17 protein-coding genes are annotated in these 22,877 nt (G+C 64.9%); all 17 read right to left on the reverse strand.

Annotated features, from left to right (window positions below):
* The coding region (locus HOP51_RS00005) for a type VI secretion system Vgr family protein (protein ID WP_234271896.1) at positions 1–739 on the reverse strand (739 nt) is incomplete at its 3' end.
* Between the two features lie 98 nt (positions 740–837).
* Positions 838–1,953, reverse strand: a complete 1,116-nt coding sequence (gene tssA / locus HOP51_RS00010; RefSeq protein ID WP_234271898.1) for a type VI secretion system protein TssA — start codon at positions 1,951–1,953, stop codon at positions 838–840.
* 177 nt (positions 1,954–2,130) lie between these two features.
* A complete protein-coding gene (locus HOP51_RS00015) occupies positions 2,131–2,655 on the reverse strand; it encodes an Hcp family type VI secretion system effector (protein ID WP_234271899.1) in 525 nt (174 codons plus the stop codon).
* Positions 2,656–2,921: 266 nt separating this feature from the next.
* Positions 2,922–5,387 (reverse strand): type VI secretion system membrane subunit TssM, encoded by a 2,466-nt coding sequence (gene tssM / locus HOP51_RS00020; RefSeq protein WP_234271900.1) that lies wholly within the window; start codon positions 5,385–5,387, stop codon positions 2,922–2,924.
* Positions 5,388–6,338 (reverse strand): type VI secretion system-associated protein TagF, encoded by a 951-nt coding sequence (gene tagF / locus HOP51_RS00025; RefSeq protein WP_234271902.1) that lies wholly within the window; start codon positions 6,336–6,338, stop codon positions 5,388–5,390.
* A 57-nt stretch (positions 6,339–6,395) separates the two neighbouring features.
* Positions 6,396–10,334, reverse strand: a complete 3,939-nt coding sequence (locus tag HOP51_RS00030) for a type VI secretion protein IcmF/TssM N-terminal domain-containing protein (protein WP_234271903.1) — start codon at positions 10,332–10,334, stop codon at positions 6,396–6,398.
* 12 nt (positions 10,335–10,346) lie between these two features.
* Positions 10,347–11,066: a type IVB secretion system protein IcmH/DotU gene (gene icmH, locus HOP51_RS00035; protein WP_234271904.1), complete on the reverse strand. Its 720-nt coding sequence runs from the start codon at positions 11,064–11,066 to the stop codon at positions 10,347–10,349.
* A complete protein-coding gene (tssK, locus tag HOP51_RS00040; RefSeq protein WP_234271906.1) occupies positions 11,063–12,406 on the reverse strand; it encodes a type VI secretion system baseplate subunit TssK in 1,344 nt (447 codons plus the stop codon). Before tssK ends, icmH begins: the two co-directional genes overlap by 4 nt.
* Positions 12,407–12,469: 63 nt before the next feature.
* Positions 12,470–13,054 carry a type VI secretion system lipoprotein TssJ gene (gene tssJ, locus HOP51_RS00045; protein WP_234271907.1) on the reverse strand — a complete coding sequence of 195 codons (585 nt, stop codon included), beginning with the start codon at positions 13,052–13,054 and terminating at the stop codon, positions 12,470–12,472.
* Positions 13,055–13,078: 24 nt separating this feature from the next.
* Positions 13,079–15,703, reverse strand: coding sequence for a type VI secretion system ATPase TssH (tssH, locus tag HOP51_RS00050; protein WP_234271908.1), 2,625 nt, complete (start codon positions 15,701–15,703; stop codon positions 13,079–13,081).
* Entirely contained in the window at positions 15,700–16,779 is a 1,080-nt protein-coding gene (tssG, locus tag HOP51_RS00055; protein WP_234271909.1) for a type VI secretion system baseplate subunit TssG, read from the reverse strand. The genes tssH and tssG overlap by 4 nt, the downstream gene beginning before the upstream one ends.
* Positions 16,743–18,581 carry a type VI secretion system baseplate subunit TssF gene (gene tssF, locus HOP51_RS00060; protein WP_234271910.1) on the reverse strand — a complete coding sequence of 613 codons (1,839 nt, stop codon included), beginning with the start codon at positions 18,579–18,581 and terminating at the stop codon, positions 16,743–16,745. The genes tssG and tssF overlap by 37 nt, the downstream gene beginning before the upstream one ends.
* Positions 18,578–19,066, reverse strand: coding sequence for a type VI secretion system baseplate subunit TssE (gene tssE, locus HOP51_RS00065; RefSeq protein WP_234271911.1), 489 nt, complete (start codon positions 19,064–19,066; stop codon positions 18,578–18,580). Before tssE ends, tssF begins: the two co-directional genes overlap by 4 nt.
* A 35-nt stretch (positions 19,067–19,101) precedes the next feature.
* Positions 19,102–20,607, reverse strand: coding sequence for a type VI secretion system contractile sheath large subunit (tssC, locus tag HOP51_RS00070; RefSeq protein WP_234271912.1), 1,506 nt, complete (start codon positions 20,605–20,607; stop codon positions 19,102–19,104).
* Between the two features lie 15 nt (positions 20,608–20,622).
* Positions 20,623–21,153 carry a type VI secretion system contractile sheath small subunit gene (tssB, locus tag HOP51_RS00075; protein WP_234271913.1) on the reverse strand — a complete coding sequence of 177 codons (531 nt, stop codon included), beginning with the start codon at positions 21,151–21,153 and terminating at the stop codon, positions 20,623–20,625.
* A gap of 54 nt (positions 21,154–21,207) precedes the next feature.
* Positions 21,208–21,957, reverse strand: a complete 750-nt coding sequence (locus HOP51_RS00080) for a hypothetical protein (RefSeq protein ID WP_234271914.1) — start codon at positions 21,955–21,957, stop codon at positions 21,208–21,210.
* A gap of 48 nt (positions 21,958–22,005) precedes the next feature.
* The gene (locus tag HOP51_RS00085; protein ID WP_234271915.1) at positions 22,006–22,377 is read right to left on the reverse strand and encodes a copper resistance protein NlpE N-terminal domain-containing protein; all 372 of its coding nucleotides are present in this window, start codon (positions 22,375–22,377) and stop codon (positions 22,006–22,008) included.
* Positions 22,378–22,877 lie beyond the last annotated feature (500 nt).

The raw sequence follows: 22,877 nt of genomic DNA on the forward strand, positions 1-22,877 counted from the left end.
GGCTGACCCGGGTGGGTTGCTGCCGGCGCCGTCCGCCCCACTGGGTCAGGGCGTCCTCGCGCTCGGTGGCGGCCTGGCGGTGGAAGCGGATGACCTGGGGGGCCACCGGGGTGCAGGTGTCGACGTCGTCGGTGATCACCAGGCGGTGGCCGGCGTGGCCGTCATCGCCGTGGGTATGCTCGAAGTAGTAGAACAGCCCTTCCTGTTCCATCAGCCGGTGGACGAAGTGGTAGTCGCTTTCGCGGTACTGCACGCAGTAGCTGCGCGCGGGGTAGTCCCGGCGCAGGTCGAAGCGCCAGCGGGCCGCGGCGATGGCGTGTGGCTCGAAGACGGCCTCGATCACCTCGACCACGCTCTTGTCCTGGAAGATACGGCTGTCGCGGCCGAGCCGGAGCAGGGCCAGCCAGGGCACCAGGGTGAGCTGGTAGTAGAACACGCCCCCGTCCTCGCCGAGCAGGGCCGCCGACTCGACCAGTCCCGACAGGGGCCGGTAGGTGCCGTCGGCCTGACGCACCGCGAGGTCGGCGGGCTGGGCGATCAGCCGCTTGAGTTCGAGGTCGCCGCGCTGGGAGACGCAGTCCAGGGTGTAGGCGAAGGGGCGCGAGAGGCGCTCTTCACCGACCAGGCGGTGGGGCACGAAGTCGGTGCCCGCCAGGCGCAGGGTCAACAGCCGCTCGTGCTGGGTCAGGGGGGTGTCGAAGGAGGCCAGGATGTCCTCCAGCCAACGGGGGTCCGCCATGTTCAACTCCTTCTGCGGTCGATCGCCGCCGGGGCCGGCGGGGCTTCATTGGGGGTCGGGGCCGGGGCACGGGGGAAATCGGAGAGATACGACATGCGTTAGCCCTCGTCCCGACGCTGGGTGCCCAGGGTCTCGCGGATGCCGTCGATGACGTGGTCTTCGCGGATCACATCGCGCAGCCACTCTTCCAGCGGCATGCGGCCCCAGCGCACGGCGCGTTCCACCAGGTAGGGCACGGGGCTGTGCGGTTCGCTGCCCTTGAAGAACTGGGCCACGCCATTGAGCATTTCGAAGGCTTCCTCGCGGCTCTGCGGCACGGTGCGCAATGCTGCCTGTGCGGAGCCGGAGGCAGCGGGCGCAGGCGACACGGTGGCGCCGGCTGGCAGGGCTTCGTCGGCGGGGTCGGACGTCTCCCGTTCGCTCTCTTCCCGATCCGGGCCGAGACTGACGCCGCGCTCGCCCAGCAACCGCTCGATCAGGCGCAGGCACTCCCCCAGCACGCTCTTGAGCTGGGTAAAGGGGGGAGCCTGGTCACCGAGGCGTTCGGTCAGGGCGCGGCCGAGGCCGTCCAGGACCTCCAGGCAGGCGGTGATCTCGCCGTGCCGGCGCAGGAAGCTCTCGCTGTCGGTCAGCACCACCGCGCGCTGGAAGATCTCGGCGTTGATCTTGCCTTCGGCCAGGGCGGCGTCCATGGCTTCCACGTCATTGCGCGCCAGGTTTTCGACCTGGCGCGATTCTTCATAACGGGCCAGGCCGTAGCCCGGGCCGTCGCCCTGGCCTTCCAACAGGGGAATGCCCCCGACCATGGCGGCCAGGGTGTCGTCCAGCCAGATCAGCCGTGCCAGACGCTCCTCCTCGCCCTCTTCCAGGGTCGGATGGAGCCCTTCCCAGTAGCGCTGGCACAGGGCCGTGATGAGTTCCAGGCCGTAGGTCATGCCGGCGAAGTCATGCCGGTGGGCCAGCCCTTCGCACAGCCACCCGGCCAGCATCAGATCCTTGCTCTGTTCGGCCAGCCCTTGCGCCGATAGGGCGATGACTTCGTTCCAGTCGGATTTCTTGAGGTCCGCCTGCCACTCGCCCTGGCTGAGATAGGCGGGGTCGGCGCGGCGCGCTTCCTTGATCTGGTCGATGAGCAGAGAAAAGCTCAGATCCTCTCCGGTACCATGCTCGCCGATCGGTGCGAGAAGCGTGTCGCGATCCCAGTCCTCGACCATCGTGTTTCCCCTTTCCTATGCCATTGCGTGTTCGATTGCCATGCAGCAAACGCCTGGAAGAACCCGGCCAGGGCCAGGCTCTCCCGGACATTCGCCGGGAAAGGCCATGGGGAGGGTCCCCATGGCCATGCACACTAAGAAAGCTCTGCCATTATTCAGCGCTTCCTTAACCGGCGTTTAGGAATAAACGCGGTTGCGCGTGCGGTCCCAGCCACCGGCGATGTTGCCGCCGCCCTGGCCGTCCTGGCGCTTCTGCTGGGTGTAGGTCACCTTGATACGCGCGAAGTTGAACTTGATCTCCTCGGAGGGCAGATCGTGCGCGTCCTGCTCGGTACCGGACTGGGAGAGGCTCGACATGCCTTCCATCTCGGTGGAGGAGACGATGACTTCTTCCATCTTCACTTCGAGGTAGCGCACCTGTTCGCCACCGGCGCGGTGAACCTGCAGGGTGACCTCCTTGATGTGCTGGCCACGGCAGCAGGCCTCGAACAGCTTCGGAGAAGCCTTGTCGATGAACTTCCTGACGGAAAACTCGCTGAGGTTGACGCGCTCGGCAGAGGCGCCACCGGCGGAGCTGGCCGTCGCGGAAGTGGCTTGGCTGGCACCGAAATCGAAGCTCAGCAGCTCGATCCAGTCCGTGTGGTTGGCGTCCAGGCTTTCACCCGGAATGCCATCGATCTTGAGATACGCATCAAATGCCATGATAGAACTTCCCTTTGCTTGCTATGGTTGAACATCAACCTCGTGACAAGGGGTTGATGTGCTTGGCCCGGGAGAGAAGGCGATTCCACTCCACGACTCGCCCGGGCCCTTTTTCAGGCACGCTACCGCCAGGAGGCATCTGGTGCCCCCAACGCGGTCCTGCCTGTGGCGCCAGCCGCTTCGGCGAAGCGACCGGCCACCTCCCTGGGGGCGCCACGAGCCCTCCCGCGGCTTTCCCCCCGGCGCCAGAGGCGCCCGTCCATGCGCTAGTTCAGCGCGCGGACTTCTATCTCCACCCGCCGATTCGGCGCCAGACAGCGAATCCGTTCGTCACGGCCCAGGGCGCTGTCGCACTCCACCAGGGGACGCTCGCTGCCGGCCCCCACGGCCTCGATCAGTTCCGGAGCCATGCCACGGCCGATCAGGTAGGTCCGTACCGTTTCCGCCCGTTCCAGCGAGAGCCGCTGGTTGGCCGTGGCCGAGCCGATCGGGTCGGCATGCCCGGTGACGGTGATGCGTCCGATATCGGCGGTGTTGGCCAGACGCTCGGCGATCCGGTTGAGCTGGTGCTGGCCGGCCCCTTGCAGACCGGCCAGATCGCCACGCCCGAAGGCGAACAGGGCGTCGGCCTCCAGGGTGATGGTCTCCAGGGTCCGGAAGGAGCGGTTCTGCAGGCTCTCGATATAGTTGCGGCTCGACGAGATCAAAAAGGCGTTGTCGTCGATGCGCGGCACGTCCGCGGCGTGAATCTGGTCGGCGTAGAAGTCGATCTGGCGGCTGGCGTAGCCGAGGTCGCGGGAGTCCCGCTCGCCCCGCCGGGCCGCCACGATGGCCGGGTACCAGTAGTCCGGCAGCCGCTGGCGCAGGAATTCGCCGTCGACCCGCTCCCGGGGCGTGCGCGACAGTTCGAGATAGGTGCCAAGCGTGGCGTTGCCGAAATCGGCCAGGGCCTGGGGTGAGTTGTCCTGGGGACGAGCGTGGGATTCGACGTTGTCGATTTCGATGACGCTGAGGCGACCGCCGTCTCCCGGGCGATACACGGGAATGGTCGGCAGCACGAACAGCGCCTGGCTGAGGTTGTCCGCCACCGGGGCGAGCATGTCATGCTCCAGCCGCCCGAAGTAGGTTTCACGCAGCGCAGGCTCCAGCGCCCGGCCCCGGTAGAGGCCGAAGCGCAGCGACCAGGGCACTCCCTGGGCGTGGCGGTCGGCGTAGTTGTGCGACACGTCGCGCAGGGTGTCCAGGGTCTCCCAGTGGGTATAGCTGTCGGGCCGCTGGGCATCCGCTTCCTGCGCCTGGACCAGCCGCTCGTCGATCCCGTCGAGTTCCCGGGCGTTGTTGTGGAAGGATACGCCCCAGGCGGCGCACAGCAGCGCGGCCACCGAGAGCGCCGCCCAGCACCAGCGCAGTTGGCGGCGGCGCACGAGGTTGGGCCCGCTGTACAGGCCCACCAGATGCTGGTCGGGCAGGATGACCCGGGAGAACAGCCCGGTCACGAACAGGCTCTTGCCATCCTGGTGGGCGTCAAGCCCGCGCCCGCCGGAAAGCCCGAAGCGGCGCTGGATCGTGCCCGCATATTCCCCCTGGGCGGGCTGGCCGTCCGCCAGGGCGCTGGTGAAGTAGAAGCCACGCAGCAGCGGGGACGATTGGTAGGGATTGGCCTGCAACAGCGAGCCGACGAAGCCGGAGAGAAGCGGGGAAAGCGCCTGCAGTTCCAGCGGGAACTCCAGCGCCGCCGGCGCTTCGCGGGTGCGGACCACGTCGCCTTCGATCAGCCGCTGCTCGCCGATGGCGCGGCAGCGCGCCACCAAGCGTGACAGGGCGCCGGAGAAGCGCGCTTTCCAGTCAGTCGTGGCGAAGTCCTGGTGCGGGAACGTCATGCCCAGGACCTCGTCGCGCTGGGCCGGGTCCAGTTGGGCGTGGAACTGCCGGAAGCCGGGAATCAGGTCGCTCTTGGTGAAGACCAGGTAGATCGGCAGTGCCATGCCCAGCAGTTCATGCGTTTCCTGAAGACGCTCGCGCAGGCGGCGGGCCAGGGCGTCACGCTCCGCGGCATCGCTGCCGATCAATTCATCGGCGCTCACCACCACGATCAGGCCGTTGAGCGGGCGGCGCGGACGATGACGCTGGAGCAGTTCCAGGAAGGCGCGCCACTTGCCCACTTCTTCATGGTCGCTGACATAGCGTCCGGCGGTGTCCAGCAACACCGCTTCGCTGCTGAAGAACCAGTCGCAGTGGCGCGTGCCGCCGACCCCGGCGACCCGGGCGCTTTCACGGTCGGCGAAGGGAAAGTCGAGCCCCGAGCGATACACCAGGGTGCTCTTGCCCACCGCTGGCTGGCCGATGACCAGATACCATGGCAGGCGGTAGAGCAGGTCTTGCCGGCGCCCCTTGCCGCCACGTCCTTTTTTCATGCGCTCCAGCGCATTGAGCAGCCGCTCGCGCAGCAGGCTGACTTCCTCGCGATCTTCCGGAGCGGCACCGAGCACGGCATCGTCGGCGCTCTGGATCAGCAGCGCTTCGACATCGTGCTTCTCTCCCGCTCCCCGGTGGTGCAGCAGCAGGTAGAGCGCCGAGCTCACCAGAAAGACCAGGATGCCCACCAGCAGGCTGTCCAGGGCCGAGAAGCCCCACCATACCCCCAGCCCCCAGATCACGAAGATCAGCAGGAAGAGGACGGTCAGCATCGCGTAAGGGCGATGTTTCACGAAGGTGTATTTCAATCGGTTCATCTACGCGAGCCCATCCATTCGGTCGTACTTTCCCCTCTCGTTCCCTTCGCCGGGAAAGCGCGTGATATAGGTCCCTATGTCGAGTTCCGCGGCGGGCGGCCTGATATGAGCCCATTGAGAATCGAACTGTTCGAATGCCTCCAGCACATCGCAGCGCGCCTCCTTCGGCGCCAGCCCCGCCAAGAGCCGAAAGAGCGCCTGTTCCGCTTGCGCAAAGCGCCACAGTTGGGGGCGCATGAAGTCATCCACGAGCAGGCTCGCCTTGGCTTGCGTTCGGCCATCGCGATCCAGCCAGTGCAGCCACAGGTCCGCCGCGGGGCGCTTGAGGGCACGCTCGGCGGGCAGCGGCATTACGGCGGGCAGCGTGTCGCCGCGCTGGAGGCGCTGCCGCAGCCCTTGCATGCGCAGGGCAAAGGCGTTGGCGATGAACTCGGGAAAACCCGGCGCCAGGGCCTGCGACAGGTCCAGGTAGCGCACGTCGTCCAGAAAACGCCGCAGCAGGCGCTGGTGAAGTCTTAGGTCGACCTCCCCCAGCCCGCGCAACGCCTCGATGGCGTGATGCAGGTCGTGCACCGTGGCGTCGCCGTGCACCGTGCGTTGCAGCAGGCCGCGCAATTGGCCCGCGAAGGTCTCGCTCAGGGTGTGCACGCCGATGCTGCCTTCGATGCCCGGCGCAACGCTCAGGCGCTGGAAGACCAGCAGTGGATAGCGCCGTCCGCTGGCATCGCAGGAGCTTTGCATTCCCCCCAGCAGCCACTGGCCATTGCTGGCACGGAAGTGAAAGAAGCAGGTCGGCAAGGCATCGAAGCGCTGCTGCCAGTCGGTATCGCGCTCGGCCATCCAGGCCAGTGCGCTCTGCAGCCAGCCGTCTAGCTCACGCACGTCCTTGTAGGCGGCGTTGTGCGCCACGAAATCGGCACTTCCCGGCACCTTGCCGAAATATCCGATCATGAAGCGGCCTCCCTCTCCTCACCGTGGCAAAAGCCCATGCGCAGCTCCTTCATTGCCTCAATGGGCCTCCACCGTTGGTATGCGAAGACTTCGCACCTGCTCGAGGTCGGTCAGCTTGACGCCGCCGAAATTGCGCACGACGATGCTGACCGGCCCCACGCTGGTGTACCAGGACAGGCGCTGGCGAACGCCGTCCAGGTCGGTGACTTGGGCGGAATCCACCAGCCGCAACAGCCCCCAACGCGACGGGTAATCGAAAACCGTGACCCGCTGGCCGCCATGGGTGACGACATCGAGACGCGCCCCGGCCTGGCGCGTATCTCCCGGCCAGGTGAAGCGCTGCCACGATTGCGGCCCCATGCGGTATACCTGCTCCTGGCCGTCCAGCATCAGGCGGATGGAGGTCAGGTTGGCAGACGGCTCGATCATGATTTCGAAGCCGTTCTCGATGTCGGCCAGGCTCTCGAGTACCCGCCCGACACGGGTCCCCTGGCTAATGGTGGAGGTGATGCGGGGATCGACCAGCGGCTCGCCATCACCGTTGAAGGCTTCGCCCAGGCTGCCCACTTCGTTCCGCTCGAAGTCGGTCAGGAGGCCGGTCTGGGGATCGACGAACAACCGCAGGTCGCGAACCGAAGCCTCGTTGCTGGATTCGCTCACCGGGAAGCGCCCCCCTACCATGCTGTTCCACGGAGTAGCGACCTGATCCCCCCAGGCGGCGGCCAGCTGACCGGCGATCGGGCTGTCCAGACTGGTCACGGCGAACTCCACCGGGTCGCGGAACAGGCGTTGCAGCGACTGCACCAGTTCGTCCCGGGAAGTGTCGATATTGGCCGCCACGTAATTGTGCAGCGCGGTGATTTCGTTGGGGCGTCCCTCCACGACGTCTTCCATCAGCTGCTTGGTGCGCTTGCCCACATCGCCACGCTCCAGGCGGTCGAAGCGAACCTTGAGCTGGCGCAGCAGCAGCAGATAGCGGTCCAGCCGGGAGGTATCGCCCTCGGCCTCGATGTCCGCGGAGAACAGCTGCCCCACGGGCTCGAAGTGGTTGGCCAGGATGCCATCGTGAATGGTTGGCATCTCGACCAGCGCCAGTGCCCGTTCACCGGCCTGACCGGCTTCACCGCCCAGCCATTCCCAGGCGTTTTGCCACCAGTTGCGCCCTTCGCCCTCTTCGTCCGCTTCGCCGCCGTTCTCCTCGGCCCGCCGCTGGCTGGCGTCCGGGTGGTCCCAGCGGGTGTTGGCGTCGACCTCTTGCAGCAGCACTTTGATCGGTGAGCGCTGGTAGTCGCTGAGTTGGGTGAGATGCTGCCGTGAATCGTCCAGTCCCGCGAAGCGGCGCACACCGACATCGGCCAGGAAGCGCTCCCAGGCGAAGATGTATTCGAGCTTGTAGCGCGCCAGTACCTCCTGGGCGAACTGGGCCTTGCCCTGCACTTCGTCCACCTCGGACTCTCCCTCCAGCACCCAGTCGCGCTCCACCTGCAGATCCGAGGCCAGGGTTTTGAGCAATTCCGGGAGCACGAACTCCTGCCAGACCCGCTGGGTAAAGAAGGCGGGCACGGCCTCGCCGGCGTACATCAGCGAACGGCTGGATTCGGGCAGGATGTCCGCCAGGGTGAGCGCCGGGTAGTTCGCTTCCGCGGCCAGGCGCAGCCGCAGGTATTCACGCGCCGCCGGCGAGGTCTCGACCAGGAAGGCCTGGAGATCGGCACGCGCCTGGGCGATCAGGTGCTCGTCGCGCTCCACGGCCGGTGCCCGCCCCGCTTCGAGATAAGCGGCGTAAAGGGCGACGTGGTCGCGAATCTGGCGCTCATGGCCCTGTGACCCGGCGGCGCTCCGCCAGGCGCGGGGCAGCGCCTCCCGCACGAACTCCACTTCCGGGTGGGCCTGGGGGTCGGTGAGAATCAGGTAGAGCTTCAAGGCGTCATAGGCTTCGACCAGTTGCGCCACCTGTGCCGGCTCGAGGCGGTTGAGAGCCGCCTCGGAGAAGGCGGGCCCGTCCTCTATCGCCGACAGGCCCGCTTGCCCGCCCTCTTCGCTCCCACGCAAGCTGTCACTCCAGGCATCGCGAGCGCCTTGTCGAAGTGCGTCCCGGGCGTTGCCACGAGCTCCCCAGTAGGCATCCCTGACCCCACCGGCCAGGCGGTAATCCGCCTCGCCACGTACCCGGCTCGCCAGGTCGCCGGGGGAGCGGGGCACGCTGCCCAGGGTCGGCCTCGAGGTCAACCGCTCCTGCATGCGTTCACCGGTGTCGCTCAGCAGCCCACTTCCTCGCCCGAAGGCATCGCCGGGACCGGGCTCGTCCTCGGCGTAGGCGCCGGGAGAGGTGTCGAGCCGGGTTTCCAGCCCCAGCGATGCCGCCAGATCGCCCACGGCTACCAGTTGATCGGCCAGCCCCGCGGCCACCGGTGAGAGCACCTGACGCTCGAGCGCCGCGAACCAGGCCTCTTCGAGGCCCGGCAGCAGCCTCCTGCCTATGCCGAGCCCGGCGTTCTCCCAGAAGGGCGCCCCGTTGCGAACCTCGCCCTGAAAGCGCTCCAGTTCGCCGCGCAGGATATCGAGCCGGTCGCCGTCACGGGCCTGCTCCGCCGTGTCGAGCCGCTGCTCGAGGGCGAGCAGCGATTCATGATTGTGCCAGTAGGCATGGCCCAGCACGCCCAGTCCTCCAAGGCCGGCCAGACCGGCCATGGCGATCAGCCAGGGCTTGAGTGCCTGACGCCGGCCGTGGCGGGAGTAGTGCTGGACCAGGTTGCGATCGGGAATCAAGACATCGCGAAACAGCCCCTGGATGAAATAGCTACGTTCGCCGCGATGCGTGGCGCGATCTTCCGCCGGCGCTTCGCCGGTCAGGGCGAAGGTGTCTTTCACCTGATCGTCGAGGATCGGCTGCAACCCCTCGCCACGCTGCAGGGCGCTGGTGAAATAGAGCCCCCGGGCCAGCGGGGCGCTGTCGGGGTTGTGGCGCAGATCGAAGGGTTCGAGGAAGTCGGCCAGGCGCTGTTCCATTTCGGCCACGTAGTCGGGGAAGCGCAGCAGCGCGCTGTCCGCCCGCGATCCTTCCTGAACCAGCCGGCGCTCCACATGGGCGCGCAGGGATGCCACCAACGGAGCGAAACGCTGGCGAAACGCTTGCCCCAGCCCTTTACCACGCACCTCGGCCACCGGGAAAGTGATGCCCCAGGGGCAGTGGCGCTTGTCGCCTTCCAGCCCGCCGAAGGCCTCGACGAAGCCCGGTACCAGATCCGCCTTGCTGAAGCACAGGTAGACGGGCGGCGTCGCGCCCAGGGCGTCGTGGTAGGTATCGATGCGCTCGATCAGCTGCTGCGCCAAGGCGTGGTTCTCGTCCCGGGGGGCGCTCAGCAAGGTGGGCAGGTCGACAACCACGATCAAGCCGTTGATGGGCGTGCGCTTGCGACGCTTGGTCAACAGCCGCAGGAAGTCGGCGAACTCCCGCGCCGGCTGTTCTTCGGCGATGTAGCGGCCGGCGGTGTCGATCATCACCGCCTCGCTGCCGAAGTACCAATCGCAATACTGGGTGCCGGACTCCGCCCCGAGCCCGGCCACGCTGGCGTTGAGGCCGGAGCGGGTCAGCAAGGAGGTCTTGCCGGAAGCCGAGTGCCCCACCACCAGATACCAGGGCAGCTCCGTCAGGGTTCCATTGCCGCCGTGGCGGGCCTTGAGCATTCCCAGGGCCGACTTGAGCCGTTCGCGCAGGACTTCGTAGTCACCGCTCTGCGACGCGGCGCTGGCCGCTTCACGATCGACTTCCAGTTGCACCAGTGTTTCCAGCTCACGCTCGGCGCGAGCCTTGAAGTATCTGCGCAGGACGATGGCCAGCAGCCACAGTGCACTGAGCAGGGCCACGGCAATCACCAGCCGCTGGGGCTCTCCCCCCAGGCGCGGAATCCACCATAGGCACAGCAGTACGCCGACCAGCCACAGCGCGAACGAAAGCAGCCAGAAACTCTTCAACAACCTCAGGACACGCCTCATGTCACGCCGCCCTCACGATGCTTCGAACAGCGATGACAGGCGCTCGACCAATGCGTCGGCGCGCGCCCCCAGGAGCCCATCGAGTACCAGGTAGACCACCCCGCAGAGCAGTGCGATCAGGGCGAGATAGACCCAAACGGGAACTTCGTAGCGCAGCAGTTGCCCGACCTGATCCGGTAGCTGCCAGCCGGGCGCCAGTTCCTCCGGTACCTTGCGGTAGCGGGCGATGTCCTGCCCCAGGGTGTTGGCGATGTAGCGCAGTTGATCGCGGCTCTCCAGGCGGTACTTGCCTTCGAAGCCCAGCGCCAGGCAAAGGTGGTAGACCTCCAGAACGTCGAGATTGCCCTTGACGTCGCTGCGCAGGGCCTCGAGGCGCTCGAAGAAACCCTCCCCCGCCAGATGCACGCCGAAATACTTGTACTGCAGCGGATGCAGCTCGATATGGCGCCGGATGTTGCTTTCCCCGGCGCCCAGCACGCTTTCGTCGAGGAAGGCGCACAACGCGTACTGGGCATCGCGGAACTGTTCCATGCTGTAGCCGGCGGCCAGGGCCCGGCCTTCCATGTCGCGGAAGAATTCCTCGATCCTTTCGAGAAAGGCCTCGACGCTCTGCGCCTCGCCGCCCCGGCGGATCATCAAGACCAGGGAGAAGAAGTCCTGGGCCAGGGTGCGCAAGCGTGCCTGGGCATCCTGTGCAACGTCGTGCTGCGATGTCGCCGCGTACTGGTTCATTTGAGCACCGCCATCAGTTCGATCTCTAGGTTGGTGAAACCGCTGGGGACATAGAAGGCAATGGCCTGGGCGGCCATCATCCGCTCGTACATCCGTCCTTGCGGTTCGAGCGCGAAGTAGTGGTTATCCAGTCTCACGGGGATGGCGACCGGTAGCCGTGTGGCGTGGACCAGCGACCCGCCGGGCATGGCGCTGTTGACCACGACTTCGATGTCTTCGGGAGAGCCGACCTTGAAGGCGCGGGGCACCAGCTCGATCAGCTTGGCGCCGGGCATGTCGGCATGCACGCACACATAGAAGTCGGCATCGACCAGGCGCGGATCGTGCAAGCGGCCGACGTAGTAGGAGGGTTTGGTCTGTTCCAGCGCGATCGGGATGTACTGGTTGGGAATCACCGTGTCGAGCAGTTCGCGGGCCATGGCATCGAGCTGAAACAGCGCCTGGGCCGGGTCCGAATGACGATAGGCGGGCAGATCGTCCAGCCGGTGCCCCATCGAGAAGGTCATCAGGCTGGCGACCAGATCGCTGAGAAAGGCGTGAAGGCGCTCGGGGTGCAGCCGCGGGTGATTGAGCAGATGCGCCAGTTGCGGATAGGTCCGGTTGACGGTGTACAGAAGCCAGAACAGGGTCACGTCGCTGGAGCCGAACTCCGCCACCTGGTCGGCACGCTCCCGGCGACGCCCGGACAGCGCTTCGTTCTTGGCCTGGAGCACGCCGAGCAGGCGCCGCCCCAGGGTCAGCAGCGTTTCGTTGGCGCTCAGGTGCAGGCAGGGCGGCACGAAGTCGCCGTCCACTGAAAAGCCTCCCGCGGCGTTGCGCTTGAGGCGCACCAGCGGACAATGGCTGGTGCCATCCAGATCGTCGCCTTCCAGCCGCAGCATCACGTTCAGCTCGAGCAGTGCGAGTTCGTTCTCGGTCTCTCCCTCGAGCAGGTCCGGCAGGTTCTCGAAGCGTTGACGGAAGCGCCGGTGCTGGCCCCGCAGGTTTTCGTCGTCCACCACGTTCGGCGCGTGGGGTTCCGTCAGGCGCAGCGCCGCATAGACCTTGCACTCGGCCATGCCTTCCAGTTCGCCGAGATCCCGCGCCGACGGCAGGGGGTCCTGCTGAGGCGCGTCGATCAGGGTGCCATCGGGGAAGACTACCTTGAGGCGGGTCAACTGCAGGCGTCCCTGGGCCAGGGCATCCTCGTCCACGGCCAGGGCCTGCACCCCCCAGTTGAAGGGGCCCGAGCGCTGGCTGGCCTCACCGAGCTGATGCTGGTGATACTCGTCCTGGTACTGAAAGTGCTGCGGTTGCAGGAACATGCCTTGCGACCACATCACCCGGTTATGCTTGCTCACTGCTCGCTTCCTTCATGTTCGCCTGTGTCGCGCCCCGGCACGTGGTATTCGTCATGGGCGCGGTCAGTCGTTGTTTGTCGAGGCGAGCAATCTGGCGCTGCGCCTCGTGGGTTCGATACGGTTCTCCACCAGATTCACCGTCACACCGCCGGGGGAGGTCAGGATGCCGTCCTTGCGCATGGCCGCGGCATCGAACACCAGGCGCCAGCGCTCGTCCGGTATCTGGCGGAAGAATGCCGCCACGGCGACGTAGGCGGTGGGCTGGGCCATGGGCGCGCTGTCCATGGCCTGGCCGCCCGGCAGAACGACGACTTCACGCTCGCTGATCAGCGCGTCTCCCAGCACCGCTCCGGCGTCGTGCCACAACTCCGCCGCCGCCGCGGCCGAGAAGGCGGTCAATGAGCTGAGTTGATAGATGCGCACGACCACGGACAACGAGGCGTCCTCGGCGTCCGGGTTGAGCCGTTCATCCCCTTCGAGGGCAACGGTGACGCGCTCGTCCCGGTTGAACAGGATGTCCCCCACGGCGCCGTCGAACTGGTTGCCGATGCGTCCACCGACCCCGCAGCCGCCCAGCAGGCTGGCTATCGCCAGCAGCAGAGCCACCCCGGCCCAGAGCCACCTTGAATTCCGTTCCCCGTGTTTCATTTTTTCTTTTCCTCGGACTTACCTTCAGGTCAGGCGATAGGTGAAGTCGCCGTGCTCGTCGATGCCGACCACGATGCCGGCGATGGAAGCGTTTTCAGCCATGCGCTCCAGTACGCTCTCGGCCAGCCGAGGCATCAGGGAGCCGGTCAACAGGTGGTCGATACTGCGGGCACCGCTATCGGTCTGGGTACAGCGCTCGGCGATATGCGCGGCCAGGGGCGCCTCGAAGGTGAGGCAAGCTCCGTGGTTGGCCTGGAAGCGTTGGCGCAACCGCTCCAGCTTGAGGCCGACGATGCGTTCGAGCACTTCACCCTGCACCGGGTAGTAGGGCACGACCTTGAGGCGGCCCAGGAAGGCGGGCTTGAAGACCGCGTTGAGGGTATCGCGCATCTCCTCGACCAGGAGCTGCGGCTCCGGACACGTTTCCGCTCCCAGGCAACGCTCCATGATCCAGTCGGTGCCGACGTTGGAGGTCAGCAGGATCACGCAGTTGCGGAAGTCGATCTCGCGCCCCTCGCCATCTTCCATGACGCCCTTGTCGAAAACCTGGAAGAACAGTTCGAGCACGTCCGGATGGGCTTTCTCGACTTCATCCAGCAGCACGACGCTATAGGGTTTGCGGCGCACCGCCTCGGTCAGCACGCCGCCTTCGCCATAGCCGACGTAGCCGGGCGGCGAGCCCTTGAGCGAGGAGACGGTATGCGCCTCCTGATACTCCGACATGTTGATGGTGACGAGATTGCGCTCCCCGCCGTACAGGATGTCGGCGAGGGCCAGGGCCGTCTCGGTTTTACCCACGCCGCTCGGGCCGAGCAGCAGGAAGACGCCAACCGGTTTGTCGGGGTCTTCGAGCTTGGCCCGGGACAGACTGATACGCTTGCCGATTTCCGCCAGCGCGTGGTCCTGGCCAATGACGCGCTCTCCGAGCAGCCGGGGCAGGCGGCGTACGGTGTCGATCTCGTCACGCTGCATCTTGCCCAGCGGAATGCCGGTCCAGGCGGCCACCACGGCGCCGATGGCGTTGCCATCGACGCAAGGGTGCACCAGCGGACGTTCGCCGGTGATCTCCCGCAGTTCCCGCCGAGCCGCCAGCAGCGCTTCCCGGGCGGCATCCCGCGCTGCATCATCGGCCGCCTCGTCGAGTTCCTTTTCGGCCGCGCGAAGGGTCGCCACGGCGTCACGCTGCCGTTGCCAGTCGGCTTCCAGGGCCGCGATGTGCTCGGCCAGCCCATCCAGCTCGGCATCGAGCTCCGCCAGGCGCGCCTCGTGCCCATCGTCGCCCCGCTCCCGCTCCCGCCGCAGAACCTGGCGCTCAGCCTCCATGTCGAGCGCGCGCTGCCGCGCATCGTCCAGCTCAGCGGGCGCCACCGCCTGCCCCAAGGCAACACGGGCGCAAGCGGTATCGAGCACGCTGACCGCCTTGTCCGGCAGTTGGCGGCCGGTGATGTAGCGATGAGACAGGCGCACCGCCTGTACCACTGCCTCGTCGAGTATCTCGACGCCATGGTGATCGCGCATGCGGTCGGCCAGACCGCGCAGCATGTCGATGGCGACCGGTTCGCTGGGCTCGTCGACCTTGACCACCTGGAAACGACGCGCCAGGGCGGCATCCTTCTCGAAGTACTTCTTGTACTCGGCCCAGGTCGTCGCGGCGATGGTGCGCAGTTCACCACGGGCAAGGGCAGGCTTGAGCAGGTTGGCCGCGTCGTTCTGGCCGGCCTGGCCGCCGCTGCCGATCAGGGTATGGGCCTCGTCGATGAACAGGATGATCGGATGCAGGCTTCGCTTGACCTCGTCGATCACGTTCTTGAGGCGTTGTTCGAACTCTCCCTTCACTCCCGCTCCCGCCTGCAACAACCCCAGGTCGAGGGTGCGCAGTTCGACATTGGCCAGGGCCTCGGGCACGCTGCCGGCCACGATCTTCAGCGCCAGGGCTTCGACCACGGCGGTTTTGCCCACGCCGGCCTCGCCGGTGAGGATGGGGTTGTTCTGTCGCCTGCGGGTCAGAATGTCGATCATTTGGCGAACTTCGGCGTCACGCCCCAGCACGGGATCGATACGCCGTTCACGAGCGCTGGCGGTCAGGTCGATGGTGTACTGGTCCAGGGCCGGTGTCTTGCCGCCTCGCCGCCCGGGCGGGCTCTCGCCCACGCCCGGCGCTTCGCCCTGGCCACCTTCCTGTTCCGGACTGGCCGCCAGCAGAGCGTCGAAGTTGAGACGCAGGTCGTCCACTTCCAGCCGCTCCAGTTCCGGCGCGCTTTCCATCACCACCCGGCGCAATTCCTGCTCGCTCAGCAGTGCCAGCAGCAGGTGCCCGCTGCGGATTCGCGTGGCCTGCTGTTCGATGGAGGCGATGACCCAGGCACGCTCGATCAGCCGGGTGATATGCGGCGAGAGCATGGGGGTACGCGTACAGCCGGTCTTGAAGGTCTCCAATGCCAGGTCCAGTTGGTTGGCCAGGCGGTCCAGGGCCAGCTCGTAGTGCCGGGCGAGGCGCAACACGTCGTTGTCGTCGGAGTCGAGCAGTTTGAGCAGCAGGTGCTCGACATCGACTTCGTATTGACGTTTGGCAAGACACAGCCCGGCCGCCTCCTCCATGGCGTTTCGGCTGACGTCATTGAGCTTGGCAAACAGTGTCTTGAGGCTCACGTAGTGGCTCCATTGAAAGGAATTGGGAAAATCGCATGGCCATTGCGGGCGTGAGCGCGGGTTCCCAGCCATCCCAGGCGCCCCAACGCGACACCGTCCGCGCCTCCCAGCCGCGCCGCCGATATCTGCCCCGCTTCGAGTTCGAGTTCGAGTTCGAAATCCAGCTCGACGCCGAGATAGAAACGCGTCAGTTCCACCAGCCGGGCGTGATCCGGCTGGCCAGGCAAAAAGCGTTGGTAGTTCGCACGCGACAGTGGCCCCAGCACGATCCTGGCGCAGGATTGGTAATCCCAGACTCGGGTGCCCGCCACCGCCGTCTCGCCCAGGCACGCATTGCGCGCTCCCAGCCGGGTATGCTCCCGTTCCGGGATGGCCAGCCAGCGGCCACTGAAGGGGCGTACCCGGCAGTCCACGCCGAAGATGGAGCCGAGCAAGGCTTGCAGGTTGAGGATATTGCGTGGCCGCTGGGAGAGGATGCCGGCGAAGTAGCCGAGCAGTTCCCGGGGCAGGTCGGCGTCATGCTCCCGTTCGGCATGACGCCGGGTTAGAAGCTGGGTCGACCGCTCGCTGAGCCCGACAAGGGCATGCAATTGGCGCTCGAAATCCGCCTCGCCCTTTCGCTCATACTCGATGAAGAAGCGATACTTCTGCCAGGCTTGGTAGAAGAGCGCCGTCATGCGGTGGGAGAACAGGTCGAGAAACGCATGGGCCGCGTCATCGCGCAACTGGATGTGGCGGTCGATCAGCGTTTCGGTATACGGGCGCGGCAAGACGCCGGAAGGCCCGACCAAGCCCATGAAGGTGACCTGAATTTCGGTCAACGGCTGATCCAGCGGCGACAGACGCTTCGGATTCTCGAAGACCAGATCGCTGATTTCGCTGGCCGGAAATTCCAGCGACAGCTTGGTGCGAAAGCGCAGCGGGTCCTCGTGGGGACGTGACTCGGGGTCGAGACGGCCCAAGTGGCTATAATGCAGCCGGAACAAGCGCACGAGCTGGAAGAAGCCGAACCTGTAGGGCTCAGCCCGCGCGCGGTCTATCAGACCAGGGGCTGAGTGCCGGTTCTGGGTGGCCATGTTACCACTTCCTTCTCGCGTTGACGGCTACGCAGGGTCAACTGGGTGAAGCTGTTGACCGAGCAGTATTGGCCGAAGAAATGATCCAGCACCATGCCAAACAGGTAGATACCGCTGCCGGTAAACTGCTGTTCGTCCAGTTCCAGGGTGATGCCCATGCCCCTCACGAATGCGGGACGGGGGTGGCCAATGCGCGTCATGGTCGGGGCGCTTTCAATGGCGGTGATGCCATTGATCTGGCGCCGTGAGGCTTCGGTATTGCGGTAATTGTAGAGCGACAGCATTTCCAGCAATGCTTCGCGCCCACGCGACACCAATGAGAGGTGGTTCAACGACAGATGCGAGATCAGCCGCCATATCACGCCTTTGCCAAGCGGTGGGCGTAGCGCGACGGTAGGCTTGCGCAGACAGCGAATCGCCTTGACGACCTGCTCGCGCGGCAGAGTGAAATCCCCCTGTGGATGACCGAAACTCAACTGTTGCGGCAGATCACGGTTGCTACAGGCCAGTTTCAGGCTGAGCACGTCGCTGGAGGTTTCCACTCGCGTCAGTTCCCGATCGACCAGCCGCAACTGCATTTCGGTGCCATGGTCACGGCGCCGCTCGGAGGGCACCCGCCTGGCGATCCAGTAGCTGCTGTCGCCCTGGATATCCTGGCCGTGCGGCGAGAAGAAAGGATGGCAAACGGTGACTTCGTCCCGGGCCGCCTTCTTCCTGATGCGCGTCACTTGCTCGATCGAGAGGACCTCGACCCCGTATGGGTGGCGCACATCGGCCACCACAGGATATTCATGCTGGGTATGGGTGAGCTTGATCGGCTCCCCTTGCCGGCGAAACAGGTTGATAACGGGCGTGCAGCCCAGGCGGAAGTGATTGCGTCCCAGATTCTGCGCCAAACGTGACAGGCGCTCTCCCTGCGCATAATCGGAAAACAGGAAGTGCAGTTGGAAATGGCCGCCCGCCGCGTCCGACAAGGCCCGCTCCAGTCCCTGCACTTCGAAGAACATGAATTTTTCGGGAAAGACGAAGTATTCATGCAGTAGCCGGTACCCCAGGAAGGAGCGCTCGGAATAGTCGATCAGCCCTTCTTCGGGCGCAAAGCCGACAGGGCGGAGAGCCTCGAGGGGCAAGCCGATCTCGCGGCGTCGTCCCCCTTCCTCGAAGCTCAGGCTGAGACGCGCCAGGTTGTTGAACAGCAATTCATGCAAGGGATGCATCAGCGTGCCTTCTCCATCCAGGAAAAAGCACAACTTGTCGATGCCCAGGGGGCCAACGGCCTGATCGGCCAGGGTGCCCAGGGAGAGATCGAGACGCGCGACGCCATCGCGGTCCCGGCCATTGAAGGCGGAACGCTCCAACTGCGTGAATCGCGCCTGCTCGACACGCAGCGGCCAAACCGTCACCTCATAGCAGGTGCGAAAGCGGCAGGCGGTTCCTCCCACCATCCGGGAAAGCAGTTCGGTGTGCCGCGGAACCCGGTAGCGCGAGTCCAGTGTCGAGCGCTCGCCCAGGTCGAACTGGGCGATCGACAAGGATGGCGTGGGCCTCAGGTAGTGGGGGTACAGAACGTCCAGAAAGGACTCGACGATTTCCGGCAGGTCATCGTCCAGCTTCTTGTGCACCCGGGCCGACAGGAAAGCGAAGGCTTCGATGAGCCGTTCGGTATGCGGATCGGCGCAGTCATCCTCCTCGAGCTGCAGGCGGGCGGCGACTTTCGGGTATTCACGCGCGAACTCCTGGCCCAGAAAACGCAGGTGCGAGAGTTCCTTCTCGTAGTAGGGCAGCAGTTCGTCGAGCATCATGTCAGGTTCTGTACTTTGTAGCGTTGGGTTTCAGCCTGAAGCACCGCATCGAAAGCCACATGCTGCGAGGCATCCATCACCACCAGCAGGGCATCGACACGGAAGCGCAGCAATCGGTCCTGCCGGTCCTGATCGAACAGCCGAACCCGCACGTTGCGAAAGCGCCCATCATTGGCCTCGATGGCCCTTTCCAACTGCCGCTGAATGAGCTGGCGATCCTCGCTGTTGTGCAGGCCCCGCCCGAGAAAGTCGGGGAGGCCGTACTCCAGCAACGAGCCACTCAGCGATGGGTATGGCGCCAATCGGGTGGCCAATAGCTCCTGGCGCGTGTTCACCAGGGCTTCCAGGTCACGCACGATCGATGCCTTGTACTCTTCCAGCGTGTGCCACTGCCGGTCCTCGGCTTCCGCGCCGCGATGCGGTTCGTCATCGAGCAGACGGTGCCAGAGCGCCGGCACGATCATCCTTGCGCCTGTCGTTTGCACGGTTCACCTCGTCGCCAATAGCGGACCCATGGTCCTCAACTCCGGGTGGATTGCGGCAGTTCGGCCACCAGACGCAGGGATGCGGTCAACTCGTCGAGCTGGTAATGCGGGCGCAGGAACGTGACCGCCTTGTAGACGCCCGGCTTGCCGGGCACCTCGGCCACTTCCACGCGGGCTTCCCGCAGCGGGAACTGGGCCTTGGCTTCTTGGCTGGCGTTGTCGTCGAGGAGCACGTACTGCGAGAGCCAGTCGTTGAGGTAGCGTTCGACGCTGGTTCGCGAAGCGAAGCTGCCAACCTTGTCGCGCATGATCGCCTTCATGTAATGGGCGATGCGCGAGGTGGCGAAGATGTATTGCAACTGCGCGGACAGGCGTGCGTTGGCGTTGGCCACGTCGGTGTTGTACTGCTTCTGCTTCTGTGCCGACTGCACTCCGAAGAAGGCGGCGTAGTCGGTTCCCTTGCAGTGCACCAGGGGGATGAAACCGAGATCCGACAGTTCCTTCTCGCGCCGGTCGGTGATGGCGATCTCGGTCGGACACTTGAGCGCGACTTCGCCATCGTCGGTCTGGAAGGTATGGGTCGGCAAGTCCTCCACCAGGCCTCCCCCCTCAACCCCTCGTATCGCCACGCACCAGCCGTAATTGGCGAAGGCGCTCGTCACCCGCGCGCCGAGGGCGTAGGCGGCGTTCATCCAGAGATACTTGTTGTGCTCGCGTCCGTCGACATTCTCGACGAAGTTGAATTCCTCGACCGGGTCGGTATCCGGACCGTATGGCAGACGCCCCAGAACGTGCGGCAGCGTCAGGCCCACATAGCGCGCGTCCTCCGAATTGCGGAACGACTTCCACTTGGCATATTCGACCGTATCGAAAATCTTCGAAAGATCGCGCGGACCGCTCATTTCGGTGAAGGAGTCCCAGCCGAACAGCTCGGGGGAGGAGGCCGAGATGAAAGGGGCATGGGCCGCCGCCGCCACGTGGGATATCTCTTCGAGCAGGTAGATGTCCTGGGGGCTTCGCGAGAACTCGAAATCACCGATCAGCATGCCGAAGGGAGCGCCGCCAAACGTGCCGTACTCTTCCTCGTAGACCTTCTTGAACAGCGCGCTCTGATCGAATTCGGGAGCGGACTTCATGTCGCGGACCAGGTCCTTCTTGGTCGCGTTGAGCACCTGAATCTTCATGTTGCTGCCGGTCTCGGTCTGATCGACCAGATACTTGAGACCGCGCCAGGAGGACTCGAGCTGCTGGAACTCGCTGGCATGCATGATTTCGTTCATCTGCTCGGAGAGCATGGCGTCGATTTCAGCGATGCGCGCGTCGAGTACCGCGATCAGGTCCTTGCTGGGCAGCACCTCGCCCTCCAGCACCTGGGCCACCAGTTCCTCGATCAGGTCCCGGGCCCGGTTGCGCTCGTCTTCCGAGCGCGCCACCCGGCTCTGCGAGATGATGCTGTCCAGCAACGACGCCTGGGGCGCGAAGACGGCCTGCTCGGTCTCTTGTGCGACCGACGCTTGTGGTTCCGGTTGTTTCTCTGACATGTCGTGACTCCACCGTTACTTGTCGTCGTCTTCGCGAACCGCCTGCTCACGGCCGAACTCTTCCCCCAGGGCCTTGAGCTTCTCGCTGTTCTGCAACACGTCCATCAGCAGTTCCTCGAGCTTGTCGTTCCCCCCCATCTTGTTGCGCAGGTCCGCCAGCTTGTTGCGCACCTCCAGCAGCTTGCGCAGCGGCTCGACCTGCTTGACCACGTTCTGGGGCTCGAAGTCCTCCAGGGAGTTGAAATTCAGCTCGACGGGCAGTTGGGTTCCATCCTTGGACAAGGTGTTGTCGACCCGGTAGGCCAGGCGCGGCTTGAACCCCTTGAGGACGCCATTGAAGTTGTCCCGGTCGACGGCGACGAACTTGCGATCCTTGAGCTTGGGCGGCGGACTCAGGGGATTTCCGGAGTAGTCCCCGATCACCCCGACGACGAACGGCAGTTCTTTCTGCTCTTGGCTGTCGCCGATCTCGACGTCGTAGGTGATGTGAACCCGCGGCGCACGAATTCGTCCCAGCTTGTGTTGTGTGCTATCCCTCTCCGCCATGGCGTCGATTCCTCATACGTGGATATGATTGCTTTCGCTTCAGTGCCGACAACCTCAAATCGCGTCGATCGCCTTCAACAGACGCTCCTTGACGGCATCTTCCATGTTCCTGACATCCGCCTCGTCGACCAGCTCCTCGAAGGTGCCGTTACCGGCGATCTCGGTGCTCTTCAGCACCAGCCCCTCGTCCGGCAGACGAGAGGACACGAGCGACCCGATGACACAGAACGGCATGTCGCCGAAGTCCGCCAGCTTCTCGAAGCTGACGGGAAAACGCAGTCCCAGCAGCAGGCGTCCCAGGCCCGGCGCGCGATTGATGCAATAAAACAGCATCAGGTAGTGCACGACGAAGCGAAACAGCTCCGCCGTGCTGCGGTTGGGGTCGCGGATGACCTGCCGGAAGCGTTGGAGTTCGAACCCTTTGAAACCCAGCACCCAGCGCACGGGACTGGTAATACGCACCGGCTGCTCCCGCCCCGCCAGCGTCATGTCGTATTCATAGGGGTATAGCTGGGGCGTGGAACTGAGGATCTCCAGCGGTACGTCCAGCTCTTGAATCAACCGGAAGGGCTCGGCGCTGGCCGTCGCCTCGAACAGCGACTTGAACTCCTTGAAGGCATGCTGGGCCTCGCGCCCGCTACCGCGCGGCGCACCCTGCAGGTACTCGCCGAACACCAGTTGCGGACGAATCAGCAGCGCCAGGGTGGCGAGATAATCCGTCGCCTGCTCATGCAGCAGGTCGCCGACGATCCGCGTCTTCTTGCGCTGCTCGATGAACGATTCGATATCGAACTCTCGTTGCATATCCCGCCGCCCTCCTCGCCATCCCTGTCCAAGCCAAAAGAGACCCGCCTAGCGCAGAGGCTCGGCACGCCAGAGTTCGTAGGAATCCGCCCTGTCCGAGAGCTCCCTGACTCCCGCCCAGCCCAGGCGCTGCCCTTCCTCCTCGACACGCAGCACCATGGGACCGGACGGCCCCTCGATGTGGTAGTGGGTATCCGTTCCGCTGGACACGAGACGCCAGTCCCCCCACCAGGTGGAAGTGGAGTCGCCCCCTATCGCATCGACGTGGGTCTGCTGGAGGAAGTACTGGCCCGGCTGGCCGGTCTCGGGATCACGATGAAGGGTCAGGTCCGCGCGTATGACGCGGCAGTCGGCGCAAGGCAACGTGCCCACGAAGCGTTCAATGGAGTCGAACGATGCTTCATCCCCACCCTTGGACATCGAGGCGCACCCGCTCAGTACCATGGCGAGCCAAATAATCATCCCACCATGCCGAGCACGCAGCGCCCACTCTGCATGATGGGAAATTGACCGCTTTTTCCAATGATCGAGACATGACATAAGCGTGCCGCCGTTAAGCCAATAGTTAGTGCAAGCAACCCTTGTGAGATCGCTCGACGAGCACAAGAATCTAACCAAGGTGCCCTTAAAAGCACTCGCCGTTACGCAACATGGTTCGGCAAGATATTTGAAGCGATGGCATCATGTGGCAGCCTGCCAGCGGCCCAGCCAACACGCTGCCAAATCAACGAGGCGATTACTATGCCAGGCACTCAGGTACGCAGGCGCATTCGCACTGCCCAAATTTCCTAAACCTTCCAGTCTCTTCGCTACGTGCGCATTTCGTCAGCCAAATGCGACGAATCACCACCCAAGCATTCGAAACTTTTCTGATATGTAACACTGAGTTTCGATAAGTAATTTCGCACAGCTCATTTTAC

It is taken from the genome of Billgrantia zhangzhouensis (genome assembly GCF_021404465.1).
GTDB lineage: Bacteria > Pseudomonadota > Gammaproteobacteria > Pseudomonadales > Halomonadaceae > Halomonas > Halomonas zhangzhouensis.

Bases quoted from the DNA above. Each gene is read 5' to 3' on its own strand.
- tssA (WP_234271898.1), bottom strand. From the start codon at position 1,953: ATGGTCGAGGACTGGGATCGCGACACGCTTCTCGCACCGATCGGCGAG.
- HOP51_RS00015 (WP_234271899.1), bottom strand. From the start codon at position 2,655: ATGGCATTTGATGCGTATCTCAAGATCGATGGCATTCCGGGTGAAAGC.
- tssM (WP_234271900.1), bottom strand. From the start codon at position 5,387: ATGAACCGATTGAAATACACCTTCGTGAAACATCGCCCTTACGCGATG.
- tagF (WP_234271902.1), bottom strand. From the start codon at position 6,338: ATGATCGGATATTTCGGCAAGGTGCCGGGAAGTGCCGATTTCGTGGCG.
- HOP51_RS00030 (WP_234271903.1), bottom strand. From the start codon at position 10,334: ATGAGGCGTGTCCTGAGGTTGTTGAAGAGTTTCTGGCTGCTTTCGTTC.
- icmH (WP_234271904.1), bottom strand. From the start codon at position 11,066: ATGAACCAGTACGCGGCGACATCGCAGCACGACGTTGCACAGGATGCC.
- tssJ (WP_234271907.1), bottom strand. From the start codon at position 13,054: ATGAAACACGGGGAACGGAATTCAAGGTGGCTCTGGGCCGGGGTGGCT.
- tssG (WP_234271909.1), bottom strand. From the start codon at position 16,779: ATGGCCACCCAGAACCGGCACTCAGCCCCTGGTCTGATAGACCGCGCG.
- tssF (WP_234271910.1), bottom strand. From the start codon at position 18,581: ATGATGCTCGACGAACTGCTGCCCTACTACGAGAAGGAACTCTCGCAC.
- tssC (WP_234271912.1), bottom strand. From the start codon at position 20,607: ATGTCAGAGAAACAACCGGAACCACAAGCGTCGGTCGCACAAGAGACC.
- tssB (WP_234271913.1), bottom strand. From the start codon at position 21,153: ATGGCGGAGAGGGATAGCACACAACACAAGCTGGGACGAATTCGTGCG.
- HOP51_RS00080 (WP_234271914.1), bottom strand. From the start codon at position 21,957: ATGCAACGAGAGTTCGATATCGAATCGTTCATCGAGCAGCGCAAGAAG.
- HOP51_RS00085 (WP_234271915.1), bottom strand. From the start codon at position 22,377: ATGTCCAAGGGTGGGGATGAAGCATCGTTCGACTCCATTGAACGCTTC.